The organism is Gemella sp. (genome assembly GCF_057272915.1).
Map to the genome: position 1 here is coordinate 63,433 of NZ_DBHIUF010000006.1, position 22,930 is coordinate 86,362.

Here is a 22,930-nt window from a genome sequence, read left to right on the forward strand (position 1 = left end):
TTTTATTTCCTATTTTCTATATATGAAATTACTTTATTTGGCGTATCGATTTCTTCGTATGTTACTTCTGTTGGAGCTATGCTTAATCCGAAAATTTCTTCGATTTTCACTAACATTTCTACGAAAGCTAAAGAGTCCATTAGTCCTTCTTCTTTCATGTTTATGTCTAAATTTTCTCTTACTACTTCGTCTTCACAGATTTCTTCTAACATTTCTAATACTTGCTCTTTTATCATGCTTGTTCTCCTAACTCTTTATTATTTTTTTAGTACATGGCTTATTAGTTTATACGGTTCTCCTGAGAAGATATATAAACCTATTATTACTAAGTTAATCGTTATGAACCAACTAAGTACTTTGTACCATGTTTCATTTTTATTCTTTTTGTAAAATTTACTTTTCTTTTGATAGTACTCAAATCCTGCCATAAGTATTCCATGGTAGAATCCATATACTATATAGCTTATTGTTAAACCATGCCAAAATCCCATAAGAACCATGTTTACCATGTAGGCATACATTGCTGTATTTAGTCTTTTCTTGAATCTCTTTTTCTTTGTTGCTTCCATAAAGACTCTTGAGAATATGAAGTCTCTAAGCCACGTTGATAGTGTTATGTGCCATCTATTCCAGAAGTCTTTTATGTCTATACTTAGGAATGGTTTGTCGAAGTTCATCGGTGTTCTTATTCCTAAGATGTTACTGCTCCCCACCGCCATTAAACTGTATCCGGCAAAGTCAAAGAATAGGTACAATGTATATAAATACATGTATTTCATAGAATAGACAAATGTGCCATGGTTTGTTAAACCTACTAAATAATGGTAGCTTAATGTCGAGAATACTATTTTATATAGTAACCCTAATATTAGTCTGTAGACTCCTTCTCCAGCTAATTCTAAGTACTCTATCCTCGGCATTCTTTCTTTCATTTCGCTCATGAATCTTCTACTTCTATCTATCGGACCTGCGCTTACAGTTGGAAAGAATAATAAGAATTGTATGTATTCTACAGCACTAATTTTTTCTTTTATTAACCCATCTGAGATTTCTATCATAATTTGTATTGTCTTAAATGACATATACGATATTCCTATAAAGGCTAATAAATGTAGGTGAGTAATTGCGAATACTTTGTTTATTACTAGTGGTAATATTGATAGTACTACTAAGATTTTTAAGTATTTCTTGCTTTCTGTTTTTTGGGCTATTAATACTAATATGTATTCATATAGGATGAAACCTACTAGGTACGCTAACATTATCGTACTTTTACCATATACCGCTATGGCAAATATTACTGATAATGCCAATATATAATATTCTATTTTTTTACCTAGATAGTTTATTATAAATCCTATGATTAGTGCTATAGCTAAGAAAAAGAAAAATTCATTTCCGTCAAAGTAGCTCATTCTATACTAACTCCTTTAACTTTTTCTTATCTATTTTTCCATTGTTATTTAATGGCATTTCTTCTAGGAATACTATTTTTTTCGGTATCATGTATTCTGGCACTAATTTTTTTAGTTCTTGTTTTATTTGTTTTGTTACTTCGAAGCGTTTTTCTATTTCTTCGTTGTATACTACAAATGATGTCAATGCTTTTACTTTTCCATCTTCGTAGCTTGGCACTGTCGCTGCTTGGCGTATTTTTTTATTTTTAAGTAGATTATTATCTATATCTTCAAGTTCTATTCTGTGACCATGTAGTTTTACTTGAAAGTCTATGCGCCCTTCACAAAATAGCATACCGCCTTTGAAGTATCCTAGGTCTCCTGTTAGGTAACTTCTTTCTTCTTTTCCGTCTACTTCTCCTAGACCAAATTTTTCATTTGTTATAGCGTCATTTTTGAAGTATCCTTTTGCTACTGTGTTTCCTGTGATTACTATTTCACCTTTGTTTTCTTCATCTGGATTTGCTAGGTGTACTTTTGTTCCCCATTTTACTTCTCCAACTGGGAGGTTCTCGTAGTATTTTTTATTCACTTCTTTTGTTATTTCTACCCATGTGACCATTACTGTTGATTCTGTTGGTCCATAAGTATTTATTACCTGTGCATTTTCAAAGTTTTTATGAATTTTTTCTACCGTTGTGCTGAATAGTTTTTCTCCACAAAAGACGAATTGTTTTACCTTCGGCATTAGGTTTTGATTGAAGTTTTTATCTATAAAACACATTTCTATAAATGATGGTGTTGAAATCCATATCGTTGCATTTGATTTATTTAGTTCTTCGAACATTACTTTGAAGTTCTCTTGGTGTTTTCTATCTATTTGTACCAAAGTAGCTCCTAGATAAATACTTGGCCATAATGACATTACCGATAGATCAAATGAGAACGGTGGATGTCCTAAAAATACTAATTCTTCTTTTTCATCATAGTACCCTGTGTACCAGTGTAAAAAGTTATTTAGGTTGTTATATGTAATACATACTCCTTTTGGTTTTCCCGTACTTCCTGACGTGAAAATTATATAGAATATATCTTCATCTTTTACGTAGTTTTCTTTTGAAATAGAGTTTTGATTACTTGAGATTATTTCTTTAGCTAACTCTACATCAAGCATTTCTATTGATAGTTCTATTTCTTCTGTGACTAGTACTACTTTTGAGTCTGTTGTTTCTACTATCTCTTCTACTCTTTCTTTTGGTGTGTTTATATCTACTGGACAGAATGCTCTTCCTGATTTTACACACGCTAAAAAGTACACTAACATAAATGGATGTTTATGTCCATACACTACTATAGGATTTTTATCTTCTCCTAGTTTTTCTTCAAGATAAGACGCAAGTCTATCTGAATACTCTATTAAATTTTTATACGTTAAATTTTCATTCTGATATATATTATTAATATATACTTCTTTAGAACTGTTTTTAAACTGTTCTAGTTTTTCAAAAAAAGTTAATTTCATATTTATTTTATCCTTGCCTCTATATCTATTCGTTAACATATTTCAACTCAAGTTAATCAATACAAATAATTTGATTTAAAAGCTGACATTATATTCCATATACTATTATAATATAAAACTTGTCAAATGTGATTAAAAAATAGAAAAAATTATAAAAAAAAATTGATTTGTTGCTTTTTATTTTCAAAACAACAAATCAATTTTCATAAAATTTTTCTAAAACGGGATTATCTTAAGTCATTAAGTATCTTTTCTTTTAATTCTTTCGGCTTAAGTTCAACGATTTCCCTGTAGTTCAAACGAGTATCACAATTACTTGCAAAATTAAATAAAGTTTGTTTTTCTGTGCAATACTGATTATCAATTTCATAATTATCCAAAGAAAAATCAAATGCAATGATTTTCTCTAATAATTTCATTATGTTATCTAGATTCTTATTAACTAATTTTTCAAGTTCAGGACTCGTGAACGCTTTATGACTATCCGCTCCGTGAATCTTTTTAGCTTTCGTTGTTCTAACATACATAATATCCGGTGCTTTTTCATAAAATTCATCATCTAATATTAGATCACTATTAGCTAACCCTCTTAATCTGTATGTCTTTAAATCTTTTCCTAATTTTGCTATTTCTCTATAAAATATTCCTAAGATATCTTCTGAATTTTTACCAAACATCATTTCACATGCCAATGCATAAGTCAAAATTTGAGAAATAAATCCTAATTCTAAACTGTCTAAAGAAAAATCGCTTTGACTACTCTTATAATCTATTATTGAAATATTTTTTCCATTTACATCAACCCTATCAATTACCCCTGTAAATTTAATTGGTGGTATATTATATTTCTGTTTCAGTTCTTTCTTATTAATTTCACCAGTCTCTTCATTTTCACATGTAATAACATTGTCTACAATTTCCAGACTAAATTGTCTTTCTAAGAACGTTGGCATAAATCTCGTTAAAGCAAAATATTTTATTTCTATTGCTACGGCTAGTTCAAGTCTTAGAATCATATTATTAAAAATATACTTATGAGTGTTTAATAATTCTATCAACTGCAAGGCTTCTAATATATCTTTATTATCACTTGAATAAATAACATCATTCAAGATTTCTTTAATATTAAATCTCTTTATAATATCTTCATCTTTTAGCATGTCTATATCAAATTTATTTCCACATTCAGCTATAAAATTAGTAATTCTCTTTTCTGACATTACTGCGTGAAAGAATTTCCCGGTAACAAGACTGTCTATATCAATATCCCTTTCTTCAGCAATGCCAAGTACTCGTTTAACAAAGAATTGATATGGATTTCTTTCAAAATCAGAAATTTTTGAAATACTAAACTTAGAAAAACTATCTTTCTTAACTTCTAAAAATTCATCAATGTATCCACGATTAAGCTCAAACTTATAATCTCTAATTATTTTAGATAAGTAATTTTTAATACTAGTATCATTAGAGAAAAATACTCTGTCATTTAATTCATCAAGAACTTCATAATTCTCATAATTTTCATTTACTGATGTAAGTTGATACTGTTCTAAAAACTTAATCATAAGTTCAACTAAAACCTCAACTTCGCTTGTCTTACTATCTTTCACTTCCATAAATCTGCGATAAATTTTTGCGAATAAATAATTAAATTCCTTAGATGAAACTATCTCTGAAATATTTTCTAAATAGTAATTATAATCAGCAATAGAAAACTCTAAAATTTTTGAAGTTTGCTTTTCTTCTAATTCTGGGAATAGAGATTTCACTGTATTCAAGTATGGAGATGCAAAATTTTCTTTAAAACTTTTATCAAGTAAGTTGTAACTTATATATGTTTTTTCTTGAGCTCTTGTCATAGCAATATAAGCTACAAACTCTTCATCTATAAGCGCCGCTTCTTTTGTCGGTGATAAAAAGATATTATCGTTAATTAATCTTTCTTTATCTTTATCATCTATTAATCCCGAACTCTTAGATACTGGCAACACATCTTTATTAAATCCTAAGACAAAAACAACTTTTTTATTTTCTACTTTTGCTAAATCCATAGTAGACATAATAATAGAATTATTTATTTCTGGTATTGAACGATACTTAATAGATGTTAATCCAGTATTAAATAGAGATACAAATTTTTTATATTCAAACTTTTCACTACCAAAGTTCTCATTTATATCATTAATATATTCAAGAATCTTTTTATAAACCTGTCTATCTATACTATCAATTTTCAGCTCTTCTATATTATCATACTCACCATCTTCTTTATCAAGATACATTTTAATCTTGCAATGGTCAAAAACATCCACTAATTTTTTTATATATCTCTTAGCCTGAAGATTGTTCTTAGCTGGAACTTCTGAAACCTTATTAATAAGTTCTAATAAAACTTGTCTACAAATTTCAAGTTGTTCAGTCTTATATTTTATCGTCTCTTCAATAAAGTAATCTTTTAAAATATCACCATGCGTATTTACCAATTTTTCATTTAATATATTTTCAAGATCATCTATTGAAATTACCCTAACTTTTTCTAATAAATCGCTATATCCATATTTTCTTCCAAGATTTTTTACTAAATTACTAGTTGCAAATTTATCCTTTATTACTGTTTCATCTAACTCTGCAATATCGTTTTCTAGTTGTTTTTCATCAATATTTGAATCTCCTAGTAAAACATGTGCAATAGCTTTTTGACGATAAATATTCTCAAAATTCGTTAACCTAGTTTTCAGTAAATTTAATAATCTAGTTTTAAAACTACCTTCATCAAAATATAGTGTTTCTTGTATAAACTTAACTAAACGATGATTGCTAGTTTCAATATTTTTATCCAAATGAACCTCTAAATTATAATCTTTAAAAATATTTAAATAATTTTCGTATGTATTATCACGATAAAGAATTGCTATTTCATTTTGGTTAATATTATTATGATTTAGTTTCACAATCTCACGAGCAATTTGTTTAACCTCTAACTCCTTATTTTTTGCACATATAATCTCAATACTATCATCAATCTCATACTGTGCTGTGAAGTTTTTATAATATTTATCAGCAAGAACATCATTAGAAATCCCATTGAAGCGACCTCTATGAGTTTCTAGAACTTCATATTCCTCTACATTATTATCTTTTATTTTAAATTTCAGAGTATTTATCTCTTCTTTTTTTACAAATGCTACTACAGAAAAATTCACATCTTTATTATTTTTCACTATTTCATTCATACTAGCAACAATCTCATGAGATTTTCTAAAAATATCAAGCTTATATTTCTCTTCACTATATAAATCAGATAGATAAAAATCATTATATTTCATCTTTTCTAGTTCGTAACCTTGGAGTAATTGCGATAAATCAAAATTAAAATATCTATTTGCATCACTTATAACACTAATTATTAACTTTTTAGATTTTTGAGCAAGTTTTTCAATATAATAATATTCCTGCGCTGTGAAGTTGTAATAAGCATCTACATAAAAAATATAATCACTTAAATCTATGTATTCTAGATACAATAATAATTCATTTATATAATCTACTTTATCAAAAGTCCCCTGTTCTTTTAATAATCTCGAATATTCAACATATATTTCTAAAATAGCTTCTAATTTTTCTCTATGACTACTTTCAAGATTAGTATTTTTCTCTAAATACTCCTCTAATAAATTAATACTCACCTTATACTCTTTTAATTCATTTATAATTTCTTCTACAACTTCTATAAAATTAACATCTTGTATAATTCTTTTAACTAAAAAATTCCCACTACTTTCTAAGTTCTTGGCAGCTTTATAAAAGTAAAATGGCTTAATATTATCTCCTAATCTACTAAGATTATCCATTCCCAATTGTTTTGATAGTCTTCTAGTTAGGCTTGAGAAATTCATAACATCAATATTAAAAGTACCACCGAATTTATCACATAACATTTTTTCAAAATTAAAACTGTTCTGTTCCGGAGTTAATACAATTATTTTATGGTTATCTCTATTTAACTCAATATCATTTAATATGTAGTTCGTTTTCCCTACACCACTTGGACCAATTAATAATTCTAAGTTCATGTTTTCTCCTTTCTTTTTATATCACCTTATATTCCAGTCATTTTAATCTTCGCATAATTATCTTTAGAATAGACTTCTACCTTCGGTCTAATTCTTTCTTTTAGCTCACTGACATGTGAAATAATACCGATATTTCTTCCGTATGATTGTAAATCTATTAGCGTTGTTAGTGCAATATCAAGTGTTTCAGCATCTAATGATCCAAATCCTTCATCGATAAAGATAGTTTCAAGTGATATTCCCCCGCTTTCATTTTGAATAACTTCGGCTAACCCTAAAGCGAGAGCTAAAGAAGCTAAGAATAATTCTCCTCCAGAAAGAGAGCTAATAATACGAGTACTATTTAGATAAATATCATGTATTTCTATCTCTAATCCTTGAAGTCCTCCACCTTTTGATTTTTCATCACGTCTAATGAATCTATATCTGTCATTTGTCATCTGCAATAATCTTTTAGTTCCCGCAACTAAAATCAAGTCTAGATAATATCCTTGAACGTACGTTTCTAATGATTTTCTATTTTCAGTTTTTCCGCTGACAACATCACTAAATGCTATGATTTCTCTTATCTCTTTAGATGATTCTAAAAGTTCAATATACTCACTATGAATTTTTTTATATAATTTCTTATTATTTTCTAATCTTGTATTAAGAATTGCAACTTTTTCTATAAAATCATTGACTTGAGATTCAATATCTTGTAGTTTCTGTTGCTCTTCTTCTAAATCTGGTTGATTTAACTCTTTTAGCTCTTCTTCAAGTTTTTCTATTGAGTTTACTATAATTTTCTTAGTATCTTCAAATTTATTAATCTGAGATTCATAGTCTTCTAAATCATTCAATTTCTCGATATCTTCTTCTGCCATTTCTAAGGTTACGTAATACTTATTAAGCTTAGAATTAGTGAAACTATCAACAATATTTTCTATTCTTTTACTAACTTCCAGTAAATTCGTCTTATTATTTTTCTGTTCTGTTTCTAGTTTCATTTTTCTCACCAATAGTTCATTACTATTATTTTGTAGAAGGTTGTAGGTATTATCGAACTCTTCAACCTGTGATTGTATTTTCTCATAATAACCTGCAAATTCATCTAACTCTACTTTCACATTTTTTTCAAATTGTTCGATTTTACTTTTTGCTTCTAGATGTTTTTGTTTAATATCATCTTCATTTTTAAATAACTCTGAAAGTTCTTCTATTTCTTGAGCAAGTCCCTTAATCTTATCCTCGGATACTTTGATTGCTTTACTAATATCAGTTAATTTAGTATTTTCATCCTTTAATTCACCTTCTAATTGGTAAAGTTCTTCCTTAGATTTAAAGTTTATACTCTCTTCTTGATTTTTTAAAAGCTTACTTAATTGTTCTATATCTTCTTCATTTTTTTCAATAAGAGTTTCTAGTTGAATTATATCCTTATTAATTTTTTGAAGTGAATTTTCTATATTATTATCAATCACAACTAAGTTAGGGATTTCTGGTAAGTGTTCAATTTTTTGTTTACATAAAGGACAATCATCCCCCTCATGCAATTTCAATAGAAAATTATTTAAAATTTCTTGTTCTTTATTTTTATTTAACAATAAGAACTCTTTCTCCAGTTTTTCCTTATCTATTCTCAAGTCTTCTAATTGTTTTTTATCTGAATCAAGTTTTGATTTTTTTTCGTTTAATTCCAATAACCTATTGTTGTATTCTTCTAACTTTTCAACTTCTTGCTCTTTCTTTAAAATTTCTAATTTTAACTTACCTATACCGCTTTCTAGTATATTCTTTTCCTCGTTAAGTTCTAAATGACCTTCTTTTTCATCTTTTATGTTAGATTCTAATTCACTAAAAGTTTCTTTTTTCAAAATAAGCTCTTTTAATTTTTTACTATATATTTCAATATTAGTTTTAGCAGAAGCTATTTCATCAAAATTATTATAGAAAAACTTATAATCAATAGTTTCCTTTCTAAGTTCTTCTATATCAGTTTTTTGTGCATTTAATTCTAATGCTAATTTCTTATTAGTATCTAAATCTAATTTGTATTTATCTTCCTCATTTAATAAAGCTTCTTCAAGTTTCTTCAACTGCATTTTCTTAGTTAATAAAGAAGCGTACTCTATAATCTTATCTTTACTCTTTTGTAACTCTTTTAACTTCTCTACTTCTAATTGAAGTTTACTATAATAATCTTCTTTTTTACTTAATTCTTCTAGTTCTAACTTGTTATTTTTAAGTTGAGTAAATTTATCATTGAGCTTACTTAATTCTATAAATTTCTCTTTTTCTTTAGAAAAACTACGTTCTAATTTTAATAATTCTTTTTTCTCATTTTTTATTGTTTCTTCTTGTGAGTTAATAATACCTAGTATTTCTTCAAAATTTTCGTCTTTTAAATATTCAAACTTTGTAAATTCTTCCTCAATATCAAACTGTTCAAATCTAGTAATCAACTCTTTTTCTTTTTGCTTATGTGAACTATCCAATTTTTTGGCTTGTTCTTGTAATTGATCCACGAATTTTTGATAGAAATAAGTATTAAATAACGATCTCAAAGTTTCTTTTTTCTCACTCGATTTCGATAATAAGAACTCTTTAAATTTTCCTTGAGGTAAGATAATTATTTGACAAAATTGCTTATCATCTAAACCTATCAATTCTTCTACCTTTTCTTTTACCTCTTGTTCTTTTGTGGCGATTACTTCTAATTTTTCATCATCATATTGCATTAAAGCAACTTTCCCCGAAGTTAAGTTTTTATTACCAGCCTTCAAATACGCCAGAGTTCTCTCAATTCTATATTTTTTTCCACTTAATTCAAAATCAAAGTTAACCTGTGTTTTCTCCTTATCCAAGGCTGTCTTCGTTCTTAGTGAGGCTATGTCTTTTCCTCCAGTTGTCTTATTGTATAATGCATAAGTAATAGCATCAAATAGTGTTGATTTCCCTGAACCAGTTTTTCCTGTAATTAGAAATATCGGTTCATTTATTATTTTATCCCATTCTATTATTTCGTTCTTATATGGACCAAATTCTTTTAATTCTAATCTAATTGGTTTCATCTTGATTCACCTTATCTATAATGTTTACCAGTACTTGTTTTTGACCTTCAGTTAATTCACTACCAGTTTGTTCATTATAGAATCCCTCTATTAACTGTAATGGACTCTTAGTTAGCATCTCTCTATCTAATTTTACTTCATTATCGATACTAGTATTTCTTTTTTGCTTTAGTATCAGAGTATTAGGATAATATTCTTTAATTCTAGGTAACGGATCTGTTATTCCCTCTAGATTGCTGAGCTCCATACTAAAATAATCATTTTTAAAATCATAATTTTGTTGAAATTCTTTCGTTAAAACTTCTTCATAAGATGCACTAATATTATGTAGCTTTCTTTTTTGTTTTAATGGAATAAACTCTTCACTATAACTTTCTTTTGTTACCTCTATAACTCTCATACCTTTGGTTTGAGAAGCTTCAGAGAATGAGTACGCCATTGGACTTCCACTATATTTCAAACGTTCCTCATTTATTGCATTCGGATTATGAAGATGACCTAGAGCTACATAATCAAACTTATCAAAGACTTCCACAGCCACATTTTCAACAGTACCTACAGATATTTCTCTTTCAGAATCGGTCTCTAATCCACCAGAAACAAAAGTATGAGCTACTAAAATATTAGTCTTATTAGTATCTAAATTTTTATAAATTTCATCAATTACTCTTTTAGTTGCTGTATTATGCGTTGTTAATGTAGCATCTTCAAAATATTCTCTCGCTTCAAAAGGTTCAAAATATGGTAATAAATATATATCAGCATCTACATAAGAAATTCTATCAAAAGCTTGCTCTAATCTTGTGTGAAGATAAAATTTATGTTTGCTAAACCAAGCATCCCCAATCGCTAGTCTTTCCCTGCTGTCATGATTTCCGCTAATAGCAAAAATTGGCACATTACACTCTATATTAATTTTGACTAAAAGTTCTTGTAGGAGTGTAGTCGCTTCTTTACTAGGAACACTTCTATCATATAAATCTCCTGCAATAATTAAAAAATCAGGATTTATTTTCTTCATTTCAGTTATTAGATTATCTAACACACCTTGCTGATCTTCCAATAAATCTATTCCTTGTAATTTCCTTCCAATGTGCCAATCAGCAGTATGTAAAAATTTAACCATATTATCACCTTTTCCTATATATTCTCTATTATATTATAGCTTAAAACAGTTAAAAATAGTAGGGAGTGTTTCAAAAATCGTTATTTTGAAGTAATCTATTTTGTCGAGTCACCTATAGATTTCAATATACAATTACGTTTGTGAGTTCTCATATAGAATATATTTAAAAGGGTATTCCCTATTAAATAAACTAAAGTATAAATTTCAAAATTTATACTTGCAATTTTTAAAATTAACTTTTCTTTTAAAGATATAAAAAACGAGAAGTAAATCAACTTCTCGTTTTTTTTATTATCTATTTCCCAAATAATCTTTGGATATCATTCCATGTTACTGCTAGCATTAACGCAACCATTAATAATCCGAATGCCACAGTTAAGTAATATTGGGCTTTTTTATTAATTGGCTTTTTGAAGATTGCTTCGTATATTACAAATATGATACGTCCCCCATCAAGAACTGGAATAGGGATTAGGTTCATAAGACCTAAGTTAACACTTAAAATTCCTGTCCATTTTAATGTTGTAATTAAACCACTCTGTGCAGCTGCAGAAGACATTTCATAAATCGCTACAGGACCACCAAGTTGGTTTAGACTAAACCCACCACTAAATAATGAAGCAAACAGATTAATAATTCCCATGAAAATCGCTGTTCCGTAATATAGAGTTTGTTCAAAACCACTCTTAATAGAACCCGCTAAGTCTTTCTCATAAGCTGGGTCTATTCCAAGTTTATATGTTTTAACTTCTTTACCTTTTTTCACAGTTATTTCTTCTTTTGGTGTAACTTTAATTTCTTGTTGTGAACCGTCACGAGAAACTTTTAAAGTAAGCTCAGCTCCATTAGAATTTACTATCTCATTAGTCATTTCTTTCCATGTAGTAACACTCTTACCATTCACCTGCTCAACTACATCTCCTTGTTTTAATCCAGAAGAGTAAGCTGGGTAATTAGATGCTAATTCACCTAAGCGAGTAGTATTTGATGGAACTCCACTATAAATTGAAATACCTAAGAAAATTGCTAAGGCCAATATAAAGTTCATCAACGGTCCTGCAAATAATGTCCAGAATTTTTTCCCCCATGAATGTGAAGAAAACATTCTTTCAACTGGTGCAATTTGCTCTTCCATTCCACCAAATGCAACGCATGCATCTTTTCTTACTTCATAGCGTTCAATTTTATCCCCAACAAAACCTTCTACAAATAATTTTTCAGTTAGATCAAATTCATTTAATTCTAATGGAAGTAAATCCATATCATTGCTTTTATCTAAAACTATTTTTTCGACCTTATCATTTTCATCTAATTTTAAACTAACTTTCATTCCTTTTTTTAGATCATATACCGACACATCATTATTAAAATCGAAAACATTGTCTGGCATTTTTACATATCCACCAACTGGAAGAAGTCTTATTGTAAAGTTAGTCTCTCCAATTTTTTTATGAAATATTTTAGGTCCCATTCCTATTGCAAATTCTTGGCACAATATTCCTGCTCTTTTCGCAACTATAAAATGACCAAATTCGTGAACAGTTACTACTACAAAAAATATTAATATAAATGCTATAATACCTTGCATCTAATACCCCTCTCTATATTTTAAAATAAACTTAGTAATATTATTAAACATGGTGCTGATAATATTACAGAATCAAATCTGTCAAAAATACCACCATGCCCTGGTAATAAATTACTACTATCTTTTACTTGATATTCTCTCTTATATGCTGATTCAATTAAATCACCAAATTGACCGATGACACTTACTACTAAAGTTACAACAATCGCAACTAATAGATTAGAAAATATATTAGTTGTATAGAAAAACAATAATGCTATTACTATTGATGATAGACTACCTATTACTGAACCTTCAATGGATTTGTTAGGACTTATTTTCGGTGAAAGTTTATTCTTACCAAACTTCATTCCACCAAAATATGCAAAACTATCAGTAAACCAAATTGTAAGTAATAAGTAAGCTACATGCGACAAACTCAAGTTTCTTAACATAAATAAACAATAAAATCCTATAAAAATATATGCAGTTATAAATATAATCGAACCAATTTCAACTAATTTAATTTTATGCCCTGTTGCAACTACAGTCGCTAACATACCAACTAAAATTAAAAATAGTAAACCATATACTTGTAACTGTGAAATCTCTTCATGTAAAAATAATAATGCACCTGCTAAAGAAGATAACCCTAAAACTACTATATTTGTTTCTTTAAAAGTCATTCTTACTATTTCATACATAGCCATCACACCAAGTGCAAATGTTGTAAATTTGAAATAATCTCCACCTAAAAATAGTAATGGTAGGAAAACAATTAATGCCACTATTGCAGTTATTACCCTAGTCTTCATTTAACCCTCCAAACCTTCTATCTCTACTTTGATATTCTAATAAAGCTCGATAAAATTCTTCTTCTGTAAAGTCTGGCCAAGCAACTTTAGTGAATAAAAATTCACTATAAGCAATTTGCCAAAGTAAAAAGTTTGAAATTCTTTGTTCTCCCGAAGTTCTAATTAGTAAATCTGGATCTGGAGTATTAGCCGTAAATAGATTTTCACTTACATGAGCTTCAGAAATTTCATCTGCACTATATTTATTATCTTGAACATCTTTAGCAATTTGCTTAATAGCTCTTAACATCTCATCTTTAGAACCATAGTTCAATGCAAAAATTAACTTTAATCCAGTATTATTTTTTGTCTGTTCTATTGCATCATTTACTGCTTTTCTTGTGTTTTCTGGTAATTTTTCTACAACACCTATGACTTCAACTTTTACATTATTTTCCATAAGTTCTGGCATAAAACTACTGAACATCTTTTCAGGAAGATCCATTAAATAACTAACTTCTTCTTTAGGTCTCGCCCAATTTTCTGTAGAAAAAGCATATAATGTTAGATATTCTATACCTAGTCTTGATGCATATTTTGTTATTTTTTTTACAGTTTGCATCCCTTCATAGTGTCCTTTAATTCTAGGCATATTTCTTTTTTTAGCCCAACGTCCATTACCATCCATTATAATAGCAACGTGTGTCGGAATTTTTTTCAACTCTTGTTTGTCATTTTTTTCCACTGATTCATTTTTTCTAAAAAATTTAAACATAATTCCTCCTATGTAACACACTTCATTATATCATAAAAGACTTAATGCAACAAACTTTTAATAAATTTTGTATTCCAATATATTAATAATTTTATAAGGTAACTAACCATATTAAGCATTTTAACTATTATAACAAAATCACAATCTTCTTAATTAAAGATGATTATTATCCCGAAAATTAACTTTTTTTATATAAACTTTTGAATTTTTATATTGCATTGTCAGAAAATTTATGCTAGAATATAGTCATTAACAATTAAATGCGTTGATGAGTAGAATCTTACTATCTACTTTTAGAGAGTTCTCGGTTGGTGAAAGAGAATAGTCAGGAGTAAGAGAAATGGACTTTGAGCATATAGTTTTTACTACGGTATTGCCCGTTATAGCAAAAGTTATGTTTGTAACTTACTAAGGTACAATAAGTGATTATTGTATAAATAAAGGTGGTAACACGTTAAGACGTCCTTTAGCAAAAGCTAGAGTACGTCTTTTTATTATAAAGAAAGGAGAAATATATGATTAATCTTAATAACGTTAGTAAAACCTTCTATCAAAAAGGTAAAGAAATTCAAGCACTTAAACCTACTAATCTCCATGTAAAAGCTGGAGAAATATTTGGGATTATTGGTTACTCAGGAGCTGGTAAAAGCACCTTACTTAGATGCCTTAACTTATTAGAAACTCCTTCTGAAGGAGAAGTAATTGTAGATAACCAAGTTGTTAACAAACTTAATAGAAAGGATTTACGCTCTTACAGGCAAAAAATCGGAATGATTTTCCAACAGTTCAATCTACTAAGTTCAAAGACTGTAGGTGAAAATGTTGCATTCAATTTAAAAGCAGGTGAGGTAGATTCAAAAGATATTCCGAAAAGAATTGATGAATTGTTAGAACTTGTAGGACTTTCTGATAAAAAAAATGTTTATCCAAGTCAACTTTCAGGTGGTCAAAAACAACGTGTTGGTATTGCTAAAGCTCTTGCAAATAATCCCAAATTATTACTTTGTGATGAAGCAACGAGTGCATTAGATCCTGTTACAACTAAACAAATTTTGTCTTTATTGAAGGAAATTAATCGTAAGTTGGGAATTACAATTATTCTTGTTACTCATGAAATGGAAGTTATTAAACAGATTTGTGATAATGTAGCCGTAATGGAGAATGGTGAAATTATTGAATTAAATTCTGTTTATGAGATTTTCTCAAATCCTAAAACAAAATTAATGCAAGAATTTATAGCTAATTTACACAATGACGAAGATTTTGAAGAACATCTTGCCGAACATTATAAAAATGAAACTGTAATAAGGGTTATTTTTAAAGGTGAAGCTACTAAAGAACCTTTAATTCAGACTTTAGCAAATAAATATAATGTTACTACTAACATACTTGCTGGTCGAATTGAATACATTCAAAATAAACAGTTAGGAAGTTTAACTTTTTCAGTAATTGGTGAGCCTGATAATACAGAAAAATTTGTAAATCACTTAATTGATCAAGTTAATGATGTGGAGGTGAATGTATATGGAAAATAATCTAAGTTTAGCAGAACAATGGAAAAATTTACAACCAGAATTAATAAAATCATTTGCTGATTCATTATACATGATAAGTGTCTCTATTATAATAACAGTAATAGTTGGATTGTTTTTAGGAGTAGTTTTATTCTTAACTAGTAATAGACTTTTATTTAAAAATGTTATTATTTATAAAACGGTAGATTTCCTAGTTAATACAATTCGTTCTATTCCATTTATTATTCTTTTGGTATTCTTAATACCATTTACTCTATTTTTATTAGGAAAATCAACTGGACCTACTGGAGCAATAGTGCCACTTACAGTTGCAGCTATTCCTCTATTTACGAGACTAGTTGATACTTCTCTAAATGAAATAGACTACGGAGTTATCGAGTCAGCAGTTGCTTCTGGTGCTTCTCTAAAATTAATAGTTAAAGAAGTATTAATACCTGAGGCTATGTTCGGAATTATTCAATCAATTACACTAACATTAATCAACCTAATTGCCTTTTCTGCAATGGCTGGTGTTGTTGGTGGTGGTGGAATCGGAGACCTTGCCATCAGATATGGTTATTATCGTTTTGATAACTTTACAATGTGGATTACAGTAATTCTATTAATTATCTTAGTCCAAATTACACAATATATAGGAAATTCAATTTCAAAAAAATTCAAAAAAAATTAATTTAAAGGAGATTTATATTTATGAATAAACTAAAAAAAATATTAACAGTTGTTTTTACAGCATTTTTAGCTATTACATTAGCTGCTTGTGGAGCTACAAGCTCAAACAATAATAACGGTGGAGAGAAAAAAGAAGTAAAAATCGGTGCAACATCTGGTCCTTATGCTGATATGGTTAACAAAGCACTTAAACCACTTCTTGAGAAAAAAGGATACACAGTTAAAGTTACTGAATTCTCAGATTACATCCAACCTAACAAAGCGTTAAACAGCGGTGAATTAGATGCAAACTTGTTCCAACACAAAATTTACATGAAAAAATTTGCTGAACAAAATGGAATGGACTTAACAGCTCTTGCTCCTGTTCCAACTGCTCCAATGGGATTATATTCTGATAAAGTTAAAGATCTTAAAGATTTACCAGAAGGTGCTGAAGTAACTCTTCCAAACGACCCTTCAAACGCTGCTCGTGCTTATGCATTATTAGCTGCTGCTGATTTAATCAAAATCAAACCTAATACTGATGTACTAAAAATCACTAAAAACGATGTAGTAGAAAATCCTAAAAAACTTAAATTTACAGAATTAGAAGCTGGACAACTTGCTAGATCATTAAGCAGTACTACACTTGCTGCAGTCCCTGGTAACTTCGCACTTGCTGCTAAATTCGATTTAACAAAAGCATTAATCTTAGAAAAAATGAACGAAAACAACCGTAACAACGTTGTAGTAACTACAGCAAACAAAGACAAACAATTTGCTAAAGATTTAGTAGAAATCGTTCAATCTAAAGAATTTGATGAAATCATCAACAAAGATTTCAAAGGATTTGACAAACCTGGAAAATAATTAACAAGGAAGTGATTAATTATGAAAATTGAATTATCAAATACAATTAAAAATATTCCTGAAAATGTATTCTATCCTATTTTCAAATTAATCTCTGAGGAAAGTTCAAGCGGTAATCCATTATTAAATGCGGGTATCGGAGTTCCAGACTCTGATACCCCTGAACTTTTACTTAAAGAATTAGAAATAGCTATAAGAAAACCTGAAAACATGAGATATGGAGCATTTGATGGAAAAGCAACATTACTTAATGAAATTTCACATTGGCTTAAAGAAAACTATAATATAGACGCAGATCCTAAAGATGAAATTGCTTTAGTATTTGGTACTAAATCTGGACTATCTAGTATTCCTTCGGTACTTCTTAATCCAAATGATACTGTATTATTACCAGTACCAAGTTATCCTGACTACATTCAAGGAATTGCTTTAGCTCAAGCAAAATATGAAGAGATAGAATTAAAACAAGAAAACAATTATTTAGTAGACTACTCTGACATTCCTGAAAAATCAGTTAAAGACGCTAAACTTATATTTCTAAACTATCCTTCAAACCCTATTGGAGCTGTTGCTACAAAAGAATTTTATGAGGAAACTGTAAGTTGGGCGAGAGAACATAATATAGTGGTACTTCAAGATCATGCATATTCAGACTTTTACTATAAAGATGGCTACTCTCCTGCATTTATGCAAACTACTGGAGCTAAAGAAGTAGGAGTTGAATTTTTCTCGTTTTCTAAGAATTTTTCAATTTCAGGTCTAAGAATCGGTTTTGCAGTAGGTAATAAAGAAATAATTCGTGGTCTAAAAGAATATAATACAATATTCCATGCAAATATTTATGGTGCCGTTCAAGATGTAGTAATTACAGCATTAAAAAATCACAAACACTTGACTAGTCATATAAAAGAAACTTATACAAAAAGAATAGATAAAATTACTGCAAAACTTGATGAACTAGGATATTCCTATTTTAAACCTGAAGGTGGAATTTTCATCTGGTTAAAAGTTAAAGACGGATATGATAGCCAAAGTTTCTTTGAATTATTATTAAAAAAATATAGAATTGTTACTATGCCTGGACATGTATTCGGTCACGGTGGTGAAAATTATATTAGACTAAGCTTAAGTCTCTCAGATGAGCAAATTGATATTTTAATAGAAAAATTAGAATTGCTAAATAATGATTTAAATAATAGCTAATTTTATTAAAATCTTTATTATATATTCATAAAAATTCGACTAATCTATTGATTAGCCGAATTTTTAATGTTAACATATTACTTTACATAAACAGATTATTTCGAAAGGATGATTAAATGAACAAAAATACAAGATGGACTGTCTTAATCGCCTCAATGGCAATTTTACTATGTGCAGGTTCGCTATATTCTTTTAGTGTTTTTGCAAAGCCTCTAAGTGTATCGAAAGGATGGAGTATGCCCGATGTAATGCTAGCATTTACTATTAACGCAGCTATTGCTCCTATCCCTACTATTCTTGGAGGTTTTATTACTGATAAAGGAAAAGCAAATATCTCTATTATTTTAGGGGGAATCTTATTTGCTGTTGGATTCATACTTACTGGATTTGCAACTACAAAAGGGATGTTATATTTTAGCTATGGTGTATTATCTGGAGTTGGACAAGCATTTGCTTACTCTGGAATTATAAGTAATGCGCTTAGATTCTTTCCAGATAAAAGGGGATTAGCTGCTGGTTTAATAACGGGAGCAATGGGTGGTGCTAGTGTTATCGCTGCTCCAATCGCTCATAATCTTATAGCTAATTATGGCGTTCATAATGCATTTATCTACTTAGGTAGTGCATACTTAGTAATTATTATAATAGCTCTATTCTTCATAAAAGTTGCTCCTGCGAATTATCAACCTGAAGGTTGGATTCAACCTGTTGCAGAAATTAAACAAGAGGCTGCTAATAAAAATTGGAAACAAATGTTAATGAGTTTATCATTTTACTTTATTATTTCAATGTTTGCTATTGGAGCATTCTCTGGACTTATGGTAGCATCAAACGCATCAGTAATAAGCCAAACTATGTTCGGACTAACTGCTTCAGTTGCTGCAACTTTTGTTAGTATTTACGCTCTTTCAAATACCTTCGGACGTGTTGTATGGGGCGTTGTTTCAGATAAAATAGGACATGAGAAGACTCTTATTGCAATATATTCGGTAATTGCTATTTCATTATTAACTCTAGTTAACATTAGAACTACCGTTGGTCTGACAGTCGGTCTTGTTCTCCTTGGTCTATGTTTTGGTGGAATTATGGGAGTTTTTGCTCCATTAGTTATGAAAACATTTGGACCTATTAATCAGGGAGTTAACTATGGAATTGTCTTTATAGGATTTTCTACCGCTGCATTTTTTGCACCTAAATACGCTGCTGGAATAGCCGCTAAAAATAATGGAGATTTCACAGAGGCATTTTATGTAGCAATTTCACTAGTTCTTATTGGCTTTGTTATTAGCGTTATCTACTCAATATACACAAAACGTAAATTAAAATAAAAAAAGAAGTCATCTCCACTAATGAGATGATTTCTTTTTTATAATTTCGGTATTTGAATTTTTTGTCCAGCTGCAATATTATTATTACTAATATTATTAGCCTCTTTAATTTTTTCTACACCACTTTGAGAATTAACTTCTCCATACGCCTTTGAAGCAATAGTGAATAACGTATCTCCAGATTTTATAATATAATCTTGACCTACAACAGGGGTTGCACTAACTACTCCTGTTGATTCACCCTTTTCTGATTCGCTAGCTGTCGTTTCTTTTTTATTAGTATTTTCTTCAGTTACTTTTGAATCATTAGCTTTTGGTATATCTTTATTAGTTTCTGCTTTTGTCTCTTCTGGAACCTTCGCAGTTTGTTCTGTTGTCTGAACAACCTTATCTTTTGCCTTTCCTCCAAGAGAATTCCCTAAAGCAGTAACTCCTACTAAAATAAGTGGTGCTAGTATTATAAATAATCCAACTAGAACTGTATTCTTTATAGTATTTTTTTTCATCATTTTACCCCTTGAATTATTTTACTTCTTCAAAATAATCGTGGTAGTATCCGCCTACTTTTCCACTGTTATCTACTACAAATACATATTCTTCTGTTTCATTCACTACTTCATATTCTTTGCCCACAGTTAGCATATTACTAACAGTGAATTTCTCAGCATCTGTATGTTTAACTATAACTTTTTTCGACATTTTTATTCCTCCTTACTCTTTATTTTTTATTTTATTACAATATAACTATTTTTTCAATTGTTTTTTACTCATTAATAATGAAACTATTACAAAAGCTACTAGAGATATTGATAACGAAATCACTACTGGTTCTATAAATTTAATTACATACACAGTTTTTATAAGTATATAACTTACTAATCCTAAAACTATAGAACTAAGTGCTCCGTATTTTTCAGCTTTGTTCCAGTATAATCCTAATAAAATCGGCCATAGGAAAGTTGCTTCTAATCCTCCAAATGCAAATAGATTAACATTTACTATTAGACTAGGTGGTCTCATACTTAGTAACATTATCAATAAAATCACAAGAATATTAACACCATATACAAAGATAGGAACTTTCTTACCTGTAATTTTTTCTTTAATGGATTTATTATTAAATAGTAAATCCTTTATTAATGCAGATGAAATTAATAAGAATTGAGCATTTACTGTAGTTATGATTGCTGCCATTGGTGCTGCAAGAACTAATGCTGCTAAATACCAAGGAAGTACTTTTAAAGTTATTATCGGAATAACCGAATCATAGTCTTTGATATCTGGGAATACTCCTCTTGCCATAACTCCTATTAAATGAACTCCAAACATTACTATAAAGATAACAATTGATCCGACAATAATAGACTGTTTTAAGCTTCGTTTATTTTTATATAACATCGAGTTAATAGCAATTTGTGGAATACCAATAACCCCTACTCCGACTAATACCCAAAATGAACTAACATAACTTGGTGTTAAGCTACCATTTGCCCCAAACGGAGTTAGTATTTTTTCATTTATATTAACCAAGTTGGCTGTAATCTGATCAATACCTCCACCATAATTAATTACAGCAAATAATAAAATTATTGTAGAGAAAATCATTATTAGTCCCTGAATCATATCAGTTATTAGTATATTTTTTAATCCACCAAATACTACACAGAATATAATAATTACTGAGATAAGAACAATACCAGTCTTATACTCAATTCCCATGAAGGCTGCTAATAACTTAGCTCCACCTACCCACTGGGCACTCATCGCAGCAATTAAAAATACAATCATAGCAAGTGTTGATATGAAAGCTACTACTTTAGATTCATATCTATTTTTTAAATAATCACTTATTGTTATTGCATTTATTTTTTGTGCAGCTGTTTTAAACTTTTTAGCTAAAACTAACAGTACAAAATAGCCAGTTACCACTTGAATTACAGCAAGTAACACCCAACCATAACCAAGTTTATAAGCAACACCGGGTCCTCCTAAAAATGTAGAAGCAGAGCCATAAGTAGACATTAATGTTATCGCTAAGACAATACCACTTACCTTTCTATCTGCTAAATAATACTTTTCAAAGAAACCACCGTTCTGTTCTGTTTTACTAATACGATTCATAAATAATGGTAATAGTATTATTCCTAAAAATATAGTTACAAAGAGAATTAATATTCTATAATCTAAATTACTTGTCATTATTTTCCTCCTCTTTTATCTCATCATTTAGTAAAAGATTTGTTAAGACAATAACTAAGATTATTATCAGAACACTAACTACTATAGAACTATAGAAAAACCATTCGGGAAGTCCTAACACATACTTATATGATTTTACATTATTTACATCAAACTTAATATAAGCAAAGTAATACCATAGAGCAAAATGTACAATTGCTAAGCAAAGTGCAACTATCCCCTCTTTATTTTTTAATTTATTCATTTGTCTTTCCTAATAACCTCATTAATATATTATAGATATTTTCATAATAAACTTTCATAAAATCAACTATGATACTTCCAAGTAATAATCCCGCTGTTACGTCACTAATAAAGTGCGCACCTAGAATCATTCTTGAAATTGGCACTGCAATAATTGCAAAGGTAGCAATTACAGTTAGTATTTCTTTTTTATTAATTACAAAAATTAATGCTAAGAAAAATAATGCTACAAAAGTAGAGTGACCACTAGGGAAACTAAAACCATCATGAAGTTCTGGTAATGGTCTAACTCTTTGAATACTGTACTTAAATGCTGATAAGAAGAATCCTCCGAAACCTGCACTAAAGAATATAAATACAGCTTTCTTAAGCTCTTTTATCCAAACTAAAAATCCTGTTAATAAAATCATTATTAATAATAATAACTTATCATTAAAAACAAGTGATATTATTTTAGCTATTTGCCCCAAAGCTTTTATTTCAAGTAAATCAGCAATTATTCTATCAAAGTCATTATTTGGAAATTTTATCGCTACAACTGCTAACGCTATGAAAACTAATATCTTCACATACGTAAGTACGCTTAATTTCTTCATC

General features: G+C 29.0%; 19 protein-coding genes and 1 other annotated feature. Of the genes, 5 read left to right on the forward strand and 14 right to left on the reverse strand.

What is annotated here, in order from left to right; translation table 11 throughout:
- Positions 1-2: 2 nt before the first annotated feature.
- The 9 genes from dltC to uppS form a co-directional block, all read right to left on the reverse strand.
- Positions 3-236, reverse strand: coding sequence for a D-alanine--poly(phosphoribitol) ligase subunit DltC (dltC, locus tag ACO6OL_RS03910; RefSeq protein ID WP_485502204.1), 234 nt, complete (start codon positions 234-236; stop codon positions 3-5).
- A gap of 21 nt (positions 237-257) precedes the next feature.
- Complete coding sequence (gene dltB, locus ACO6OL_RS03915) at positions 258-1,415, reverse strand: D-alanyl-lipoteichoic acid biosynthesis protein DltB (protein ID WP_485502205.1); 1,158 nt, start codon at positions 1,413-1,415, stop codon at positions 258-260.
- Position 1,416: 1 nt separating this feature from the next.
- A complete protein-coding gene (dltA, locus tag ACO6OL_RS03920) occupies positions 1,417-2,919 on the reverse strand; it encodes a D-alanine--poly(phosphoribitol) ligase subunit DltA (protein ID WP_485502206.1) in 1,503 nt (500 codons plus the stop codon).
- 227 nt (positions 2,920-3,146) lie between these two features.
- On the reverse strand, positions 3,147-6,992 hold the full coding sequence (locus ACO6OL_RS03925; protein WP_485502207.1) for a PD-(D/E)XK nuclease family protein: 3,846 nt from the start codon (positions 6,990-6,992) through the stop codon (positions 3,147-3,149).
- A gap of 26 nt (positions 6,993-7,018) precedes the next feature.
- Positions 7,019-10,045, reverse strand: a complete 3,027-nt coding sequence (locus ACO6OL_RS03930) for an AAA family ATPase (protein ID WP_485502208.1) — start codon at positions 10,043-10,045, stop codon at positions 7,019-7,021.
- Positions 10,032-11,171 carry an exonuclease SbcCD subunit D gene (locus ACO6OL_RS03935; protein WP_485502209.1) on the reverse strand — a complete coding sequence of 380 codons (1,140 nt, stop codon included), beginning with the start codon at positions 11,169-11,171 and terminating at the stop codon, positions 10,032-10,034. The genes ACO6OL_RS03930 and ACO6OL_RS03935 overlap by 14 nt, the downstream gene beginning before the upstream one ends.
- Before the next feature lie 295 nt (positions 11,172-11,466).
- Positions 11,467-12,759: an RIP metalloprotease RseP gene (gene rseP / locus ACO6OL_RS03940; protein WP_485502210.1), complete on the reverse strand. Its 1,293-nt coding sequence runs from the start codon at positions 12,757-12,759 to the stop codon at positions 11,467-11,469.
- A gap of 20 nt (positions 12,760-12,779) precedes the next feature.
- On the reverse strand, positions 12,780-13,553 hold the full coding sequence (locus ACO6OL_RS03945; RefSeq protein ID WP_485502211.1) for a phosphatidate cytidylyltransferase: 774 nt from the start codon (positions 13,551-13,553) through the stop codon (positions 12,780-12,782).
- Complete coding sequence (gene uppS, locus ACO6OL_RS03950) at positions 13,543-14,307, reverse strand: undecaprenyl pyrophosphate synthase (RefSeq protein ID WP_485502212.1); 765 nt, start codon at positions 14,305-14,307, stop codon at positions 13,543-13,545. The genes ACO6OL_RS03945 and uppS overlap by 11 nt, the downstream gene beginning before the upstream one ends.
- Positions 14,308-14,563: 256 nt before the next feature.
- Positions 14,564-14,777: a binding site (T-box leader), on the forward strand.
- A gap of 45 nt (positions 14,778-14,822) precedes the next feature.
- Here uppS and ACO6OL_RS03955 point away from each other — a divergent pair.
- From ACO6OL_RS03955 to ACO6OL_RS03975, 5 genes are all read left to right on the forward strand, one after another.
- Entirely contained in the window at positions 14,823-15,842 is a 1,020-nt protein-coding gene (locus ACO6OL_RS03955) for a methionine ABC transporter ATP-binding protein (RefSeq protein ID WP_485502213.1), read from the forward strand.
- Positions 15,832-16,512: a methionine ABC transporter permease gene (locus tag ACO6OL_RS03960; RefSeq protein WP_485490275.1), complete on the forward strand. Its 681-nt coding sequence runs from the start codon at positions 15,832-15,834 to the stop codon at positions 16,510-16,512. Before ACO6OL_RS03955 ends, ACO6OL_RS03960 begins: the two co-directional genes overlap by 11 nt.
- 20 nt (positions 16,513-16,532) lie before the next feature.
- On the forward strand, positions 16,533-17,360 hold the full coding sequence (locus ACO6OL_RS03965) for a MetQ/NlpA family ABC transporter substrate-binding protein (protein WP_314396645.1): 828 nt from the start codon (positions 16,533-16,535) through the stop codon (positions 17,358-17,360).
- Positions 17,361-17,381: 21 nt separating this feature from the next.
- Positions 17,382-18,563 carry an aminotransferase class I/II-fold pyridoxal phosphate-dependent enzyme gene (locus ACO6OL_RS03970; protein WP_314160276.1) on the forward strand — a complete coding sequence of 394 codons (1,182 nt, stop codon included), beginning with the start codon at positions 17,382-17,384 and terminating at the stop codon, positions 18,561-18,563.
- 116 nt (positions 18,564-18,679) lie between these two features.
- Complete coding sequence (locus tag ACO6OL_RS03975; RefSeq protein ID WP_485502214.1) at positions 18,680-19,891, forward strand: L-lactate MFS transporter; 1,212 nt, start codon at positions 18,680-18,682, stop codon at positions 19,889-19,891.
- Positions 19,892-19,929: 38 nt separating this feature from the next.
- Here the strand turns inward: ACO6OL_RS03975 and ACO6OL_RS03980 are convergent, their stop codons facing one another.
- From ACO6OL_RS03980 to ACO6OL_RS04000, 5 genes are read right to left on the reverse strand one after another with little or no spacing between them, the layout of a single operon-like run.
- Entirely contained in the window at positions 19,930-20,397 is a 468-nt protein-coding gene (locus tag ACO6OL_RS03980) for a LysM peptidoglycan-binding domain-containing protein (protein ID WP_314160274.1), read from the reverse strand.
- Positions 20,398-20,413: 16 nt separating this feature from the next.
- On the reverse strand, positions 20,414-20,590 hold the full coding sequence (locus ACO6OL_RS03985) for a DUF6501 family protein (RefSeq protein ID WP_003146501.1): 177 nt from the start codon (positions 20,588-20,590) through the stop codon (positions 20,414-20,416).
- Positions 20,591-20,635: 45 nt separating this feature from the next.
- The gene (gene panF / locus ACO6OL_RS03990) at positions 20,636-22,090 is read right to left on the reverse strand and encodes a sodium/pantothenate symporter (RefSeq protein WP_485502215.1); all 1,455 of its coding nucleotides are present in this window, start codon (positions 22,088-22,090) and stop codon (positions 20,636-20,638) included.
- On the reverse strand, positions 22,080-22,334 hold the full coding sequence (locus tag ACO6OL_RS03995) for a YhdT family protein (protein ID WP_314160272.1): 255 nt from the start codon (positions 22,332-22,334) through the stop codon (positions 22,080-22,082). Before ACO6OL_RS03995 ends, panF begins: the two co-directional genes overlap by 11 nt.
- Positions 22,327-22,929, reverse strand: a complete 603-nt coding sequence (locus ACO6OL_RS04000; protein ID WP_485502216.1) for a phosphatase PAP2 family protein — start codon at positions 22,927-22,929, stop codon at positions 22,327-22,329. Before ACO6OL_RS04000 ends, ACO6OL_RS03995 begins: the two co-directional genes overlap by 8 nt.
- Position 22,930 lies beyond the last annotated feature (1 nt).

Excerpts from the sequence above, each read along its gene's own strand:
- dltB (WP_485502205.1), bottom strand. The coding sequence starts at position 1,415 with ATGAGCTACTTTGACGGAAATGAATTTTTCTTTTTCTTAGCTATAGCA.
- ACO6OL_RS03980 (WP_314160274.1), bottom strand. The coding sequence starts at position 20,397 with ATGAAAAAAAATACTATAAAGAATACAGTTCTAGTTGGATTATTTATA.
- dltA (WP_485502206.1), bottom strand. The coding sequence starts at position 2,919 with ATGAAATTAACTTTTTTTGAAAAACTAGAACAGTTTAAAAACAGTTCT.
- ACO6OL_RS03955 (WP_485502213.1), top strand. The coding sequence starts at position 14,823 with ATGATTAATCTTAATAACGTTAGTAAAACCTTCTATCAAAAAGGTAAA.
- ACO6OL_RS03935 (WP_485502209.1), bottom strand. The coding sequence starts at position 11,171 with ATGGTTAAATTTTTACATACTGCTGATTGGCACATTGGAAGGAAATTA.
- ACO6OL_RS03995 (WP_314160272.1), bottom strand. The coding sequence starts at position 22,334 with ATGAATAAATTAAAAAATAAAGAGGGGATAGTTGCACTTTGCTTAGCA.
- ACO6OL_RS03930 (WP_485502208.1), bottom strand. The coding sequence starts at position 10,045 with ATGAAACCAATTAGATTAGAATTAAAAGAATTTGGTCCATATAAGAAC.
- ACO6OL_RS03945 (WP_485502211.1), bottom strand. The coding sequence starts at position 13,553 with ATGAAGACTAGGGTAATAACTGCAATAGTGGCATTAATTGTTTTCCTA.
- ACO6OL_RS03965 (WP_314396645.1), top strand. The coding sequence starts at position 16,533 with ATGAATAAACTAAAAAAAATATTAACAGTTGTTTTTACAGCATTTTTA.
- ACO6OL_RS03985 (WP_003146501.1), bottom strand. The coding sequence starts at position 20,590 with ATGTCGAAAAAAGTTATAGTTAAACATACAGATGCTGAGAAATTCACT.
- uppS (WP_485502212.1), bottom strand. The coding sequence starts at position 14,307 with ATGTTTAAATTTTTTAGAAAAAATGAATCAGTGGAAAAAAATGACAAA.
- ACO6OL_RS03960 (WP_485490275.1), top strand. The coding sequence starts at position 15,832 with ATGGAAAATAATCTAAGTTTAGCAGAACAATGGAAAAATTTACAACCA.
- panF (WP_485502215.1), bottom strand. The coding sequence starts at position 22,090 with ATGACAAGTAATTTAGATTATAGAATATTAATTCTCTTTGTAACTATA.
- ACO6OL_RS03975 (WP_485502214.1), top strand. The coding sequence starts at position 18,680 with ATGAACAAAAATACAAGATGGACTGTCTTAATCGCCTCAATGGCAATT.
- ACO6OL_RS04000 (WP_485502216.1), bottom strand. The coding sequence starts at position 22,929 with ATGAAGAAATTAAGCGTACTTACGTATGTGAAGATATTAGTTTTCATA.
- ACO6OL_RS03925 (WP_485502207.1), bottom strand. The coding sequence starts at position 6,992 with ATGAACTTAGAATTATTAATTGGTCCAAGTGGTGTAGGGAAAACGAAC.
- rseP (WP_485502210.1), bottom strand. The coding sequence starts at position 12,759 with ATGCAAGGTATTATAGCATTTATATTAATATTTTTTGTAGTAGTAACT.
- ACO6OL_RS03970 (WP_314160276.1), top strand. The coding sequence starts at position 17,382 with ATGAAAATTGAATTATCAAATACAATTAAAAATATTCCTGAAAATGTA.
- dltC (WP_485502204.1), bottom strand. The coding sequence starts at position 236 with ATGATAAAAGAGCAAGTATTAGAAATGTTAGAAGAAATCTGTGAAGAC.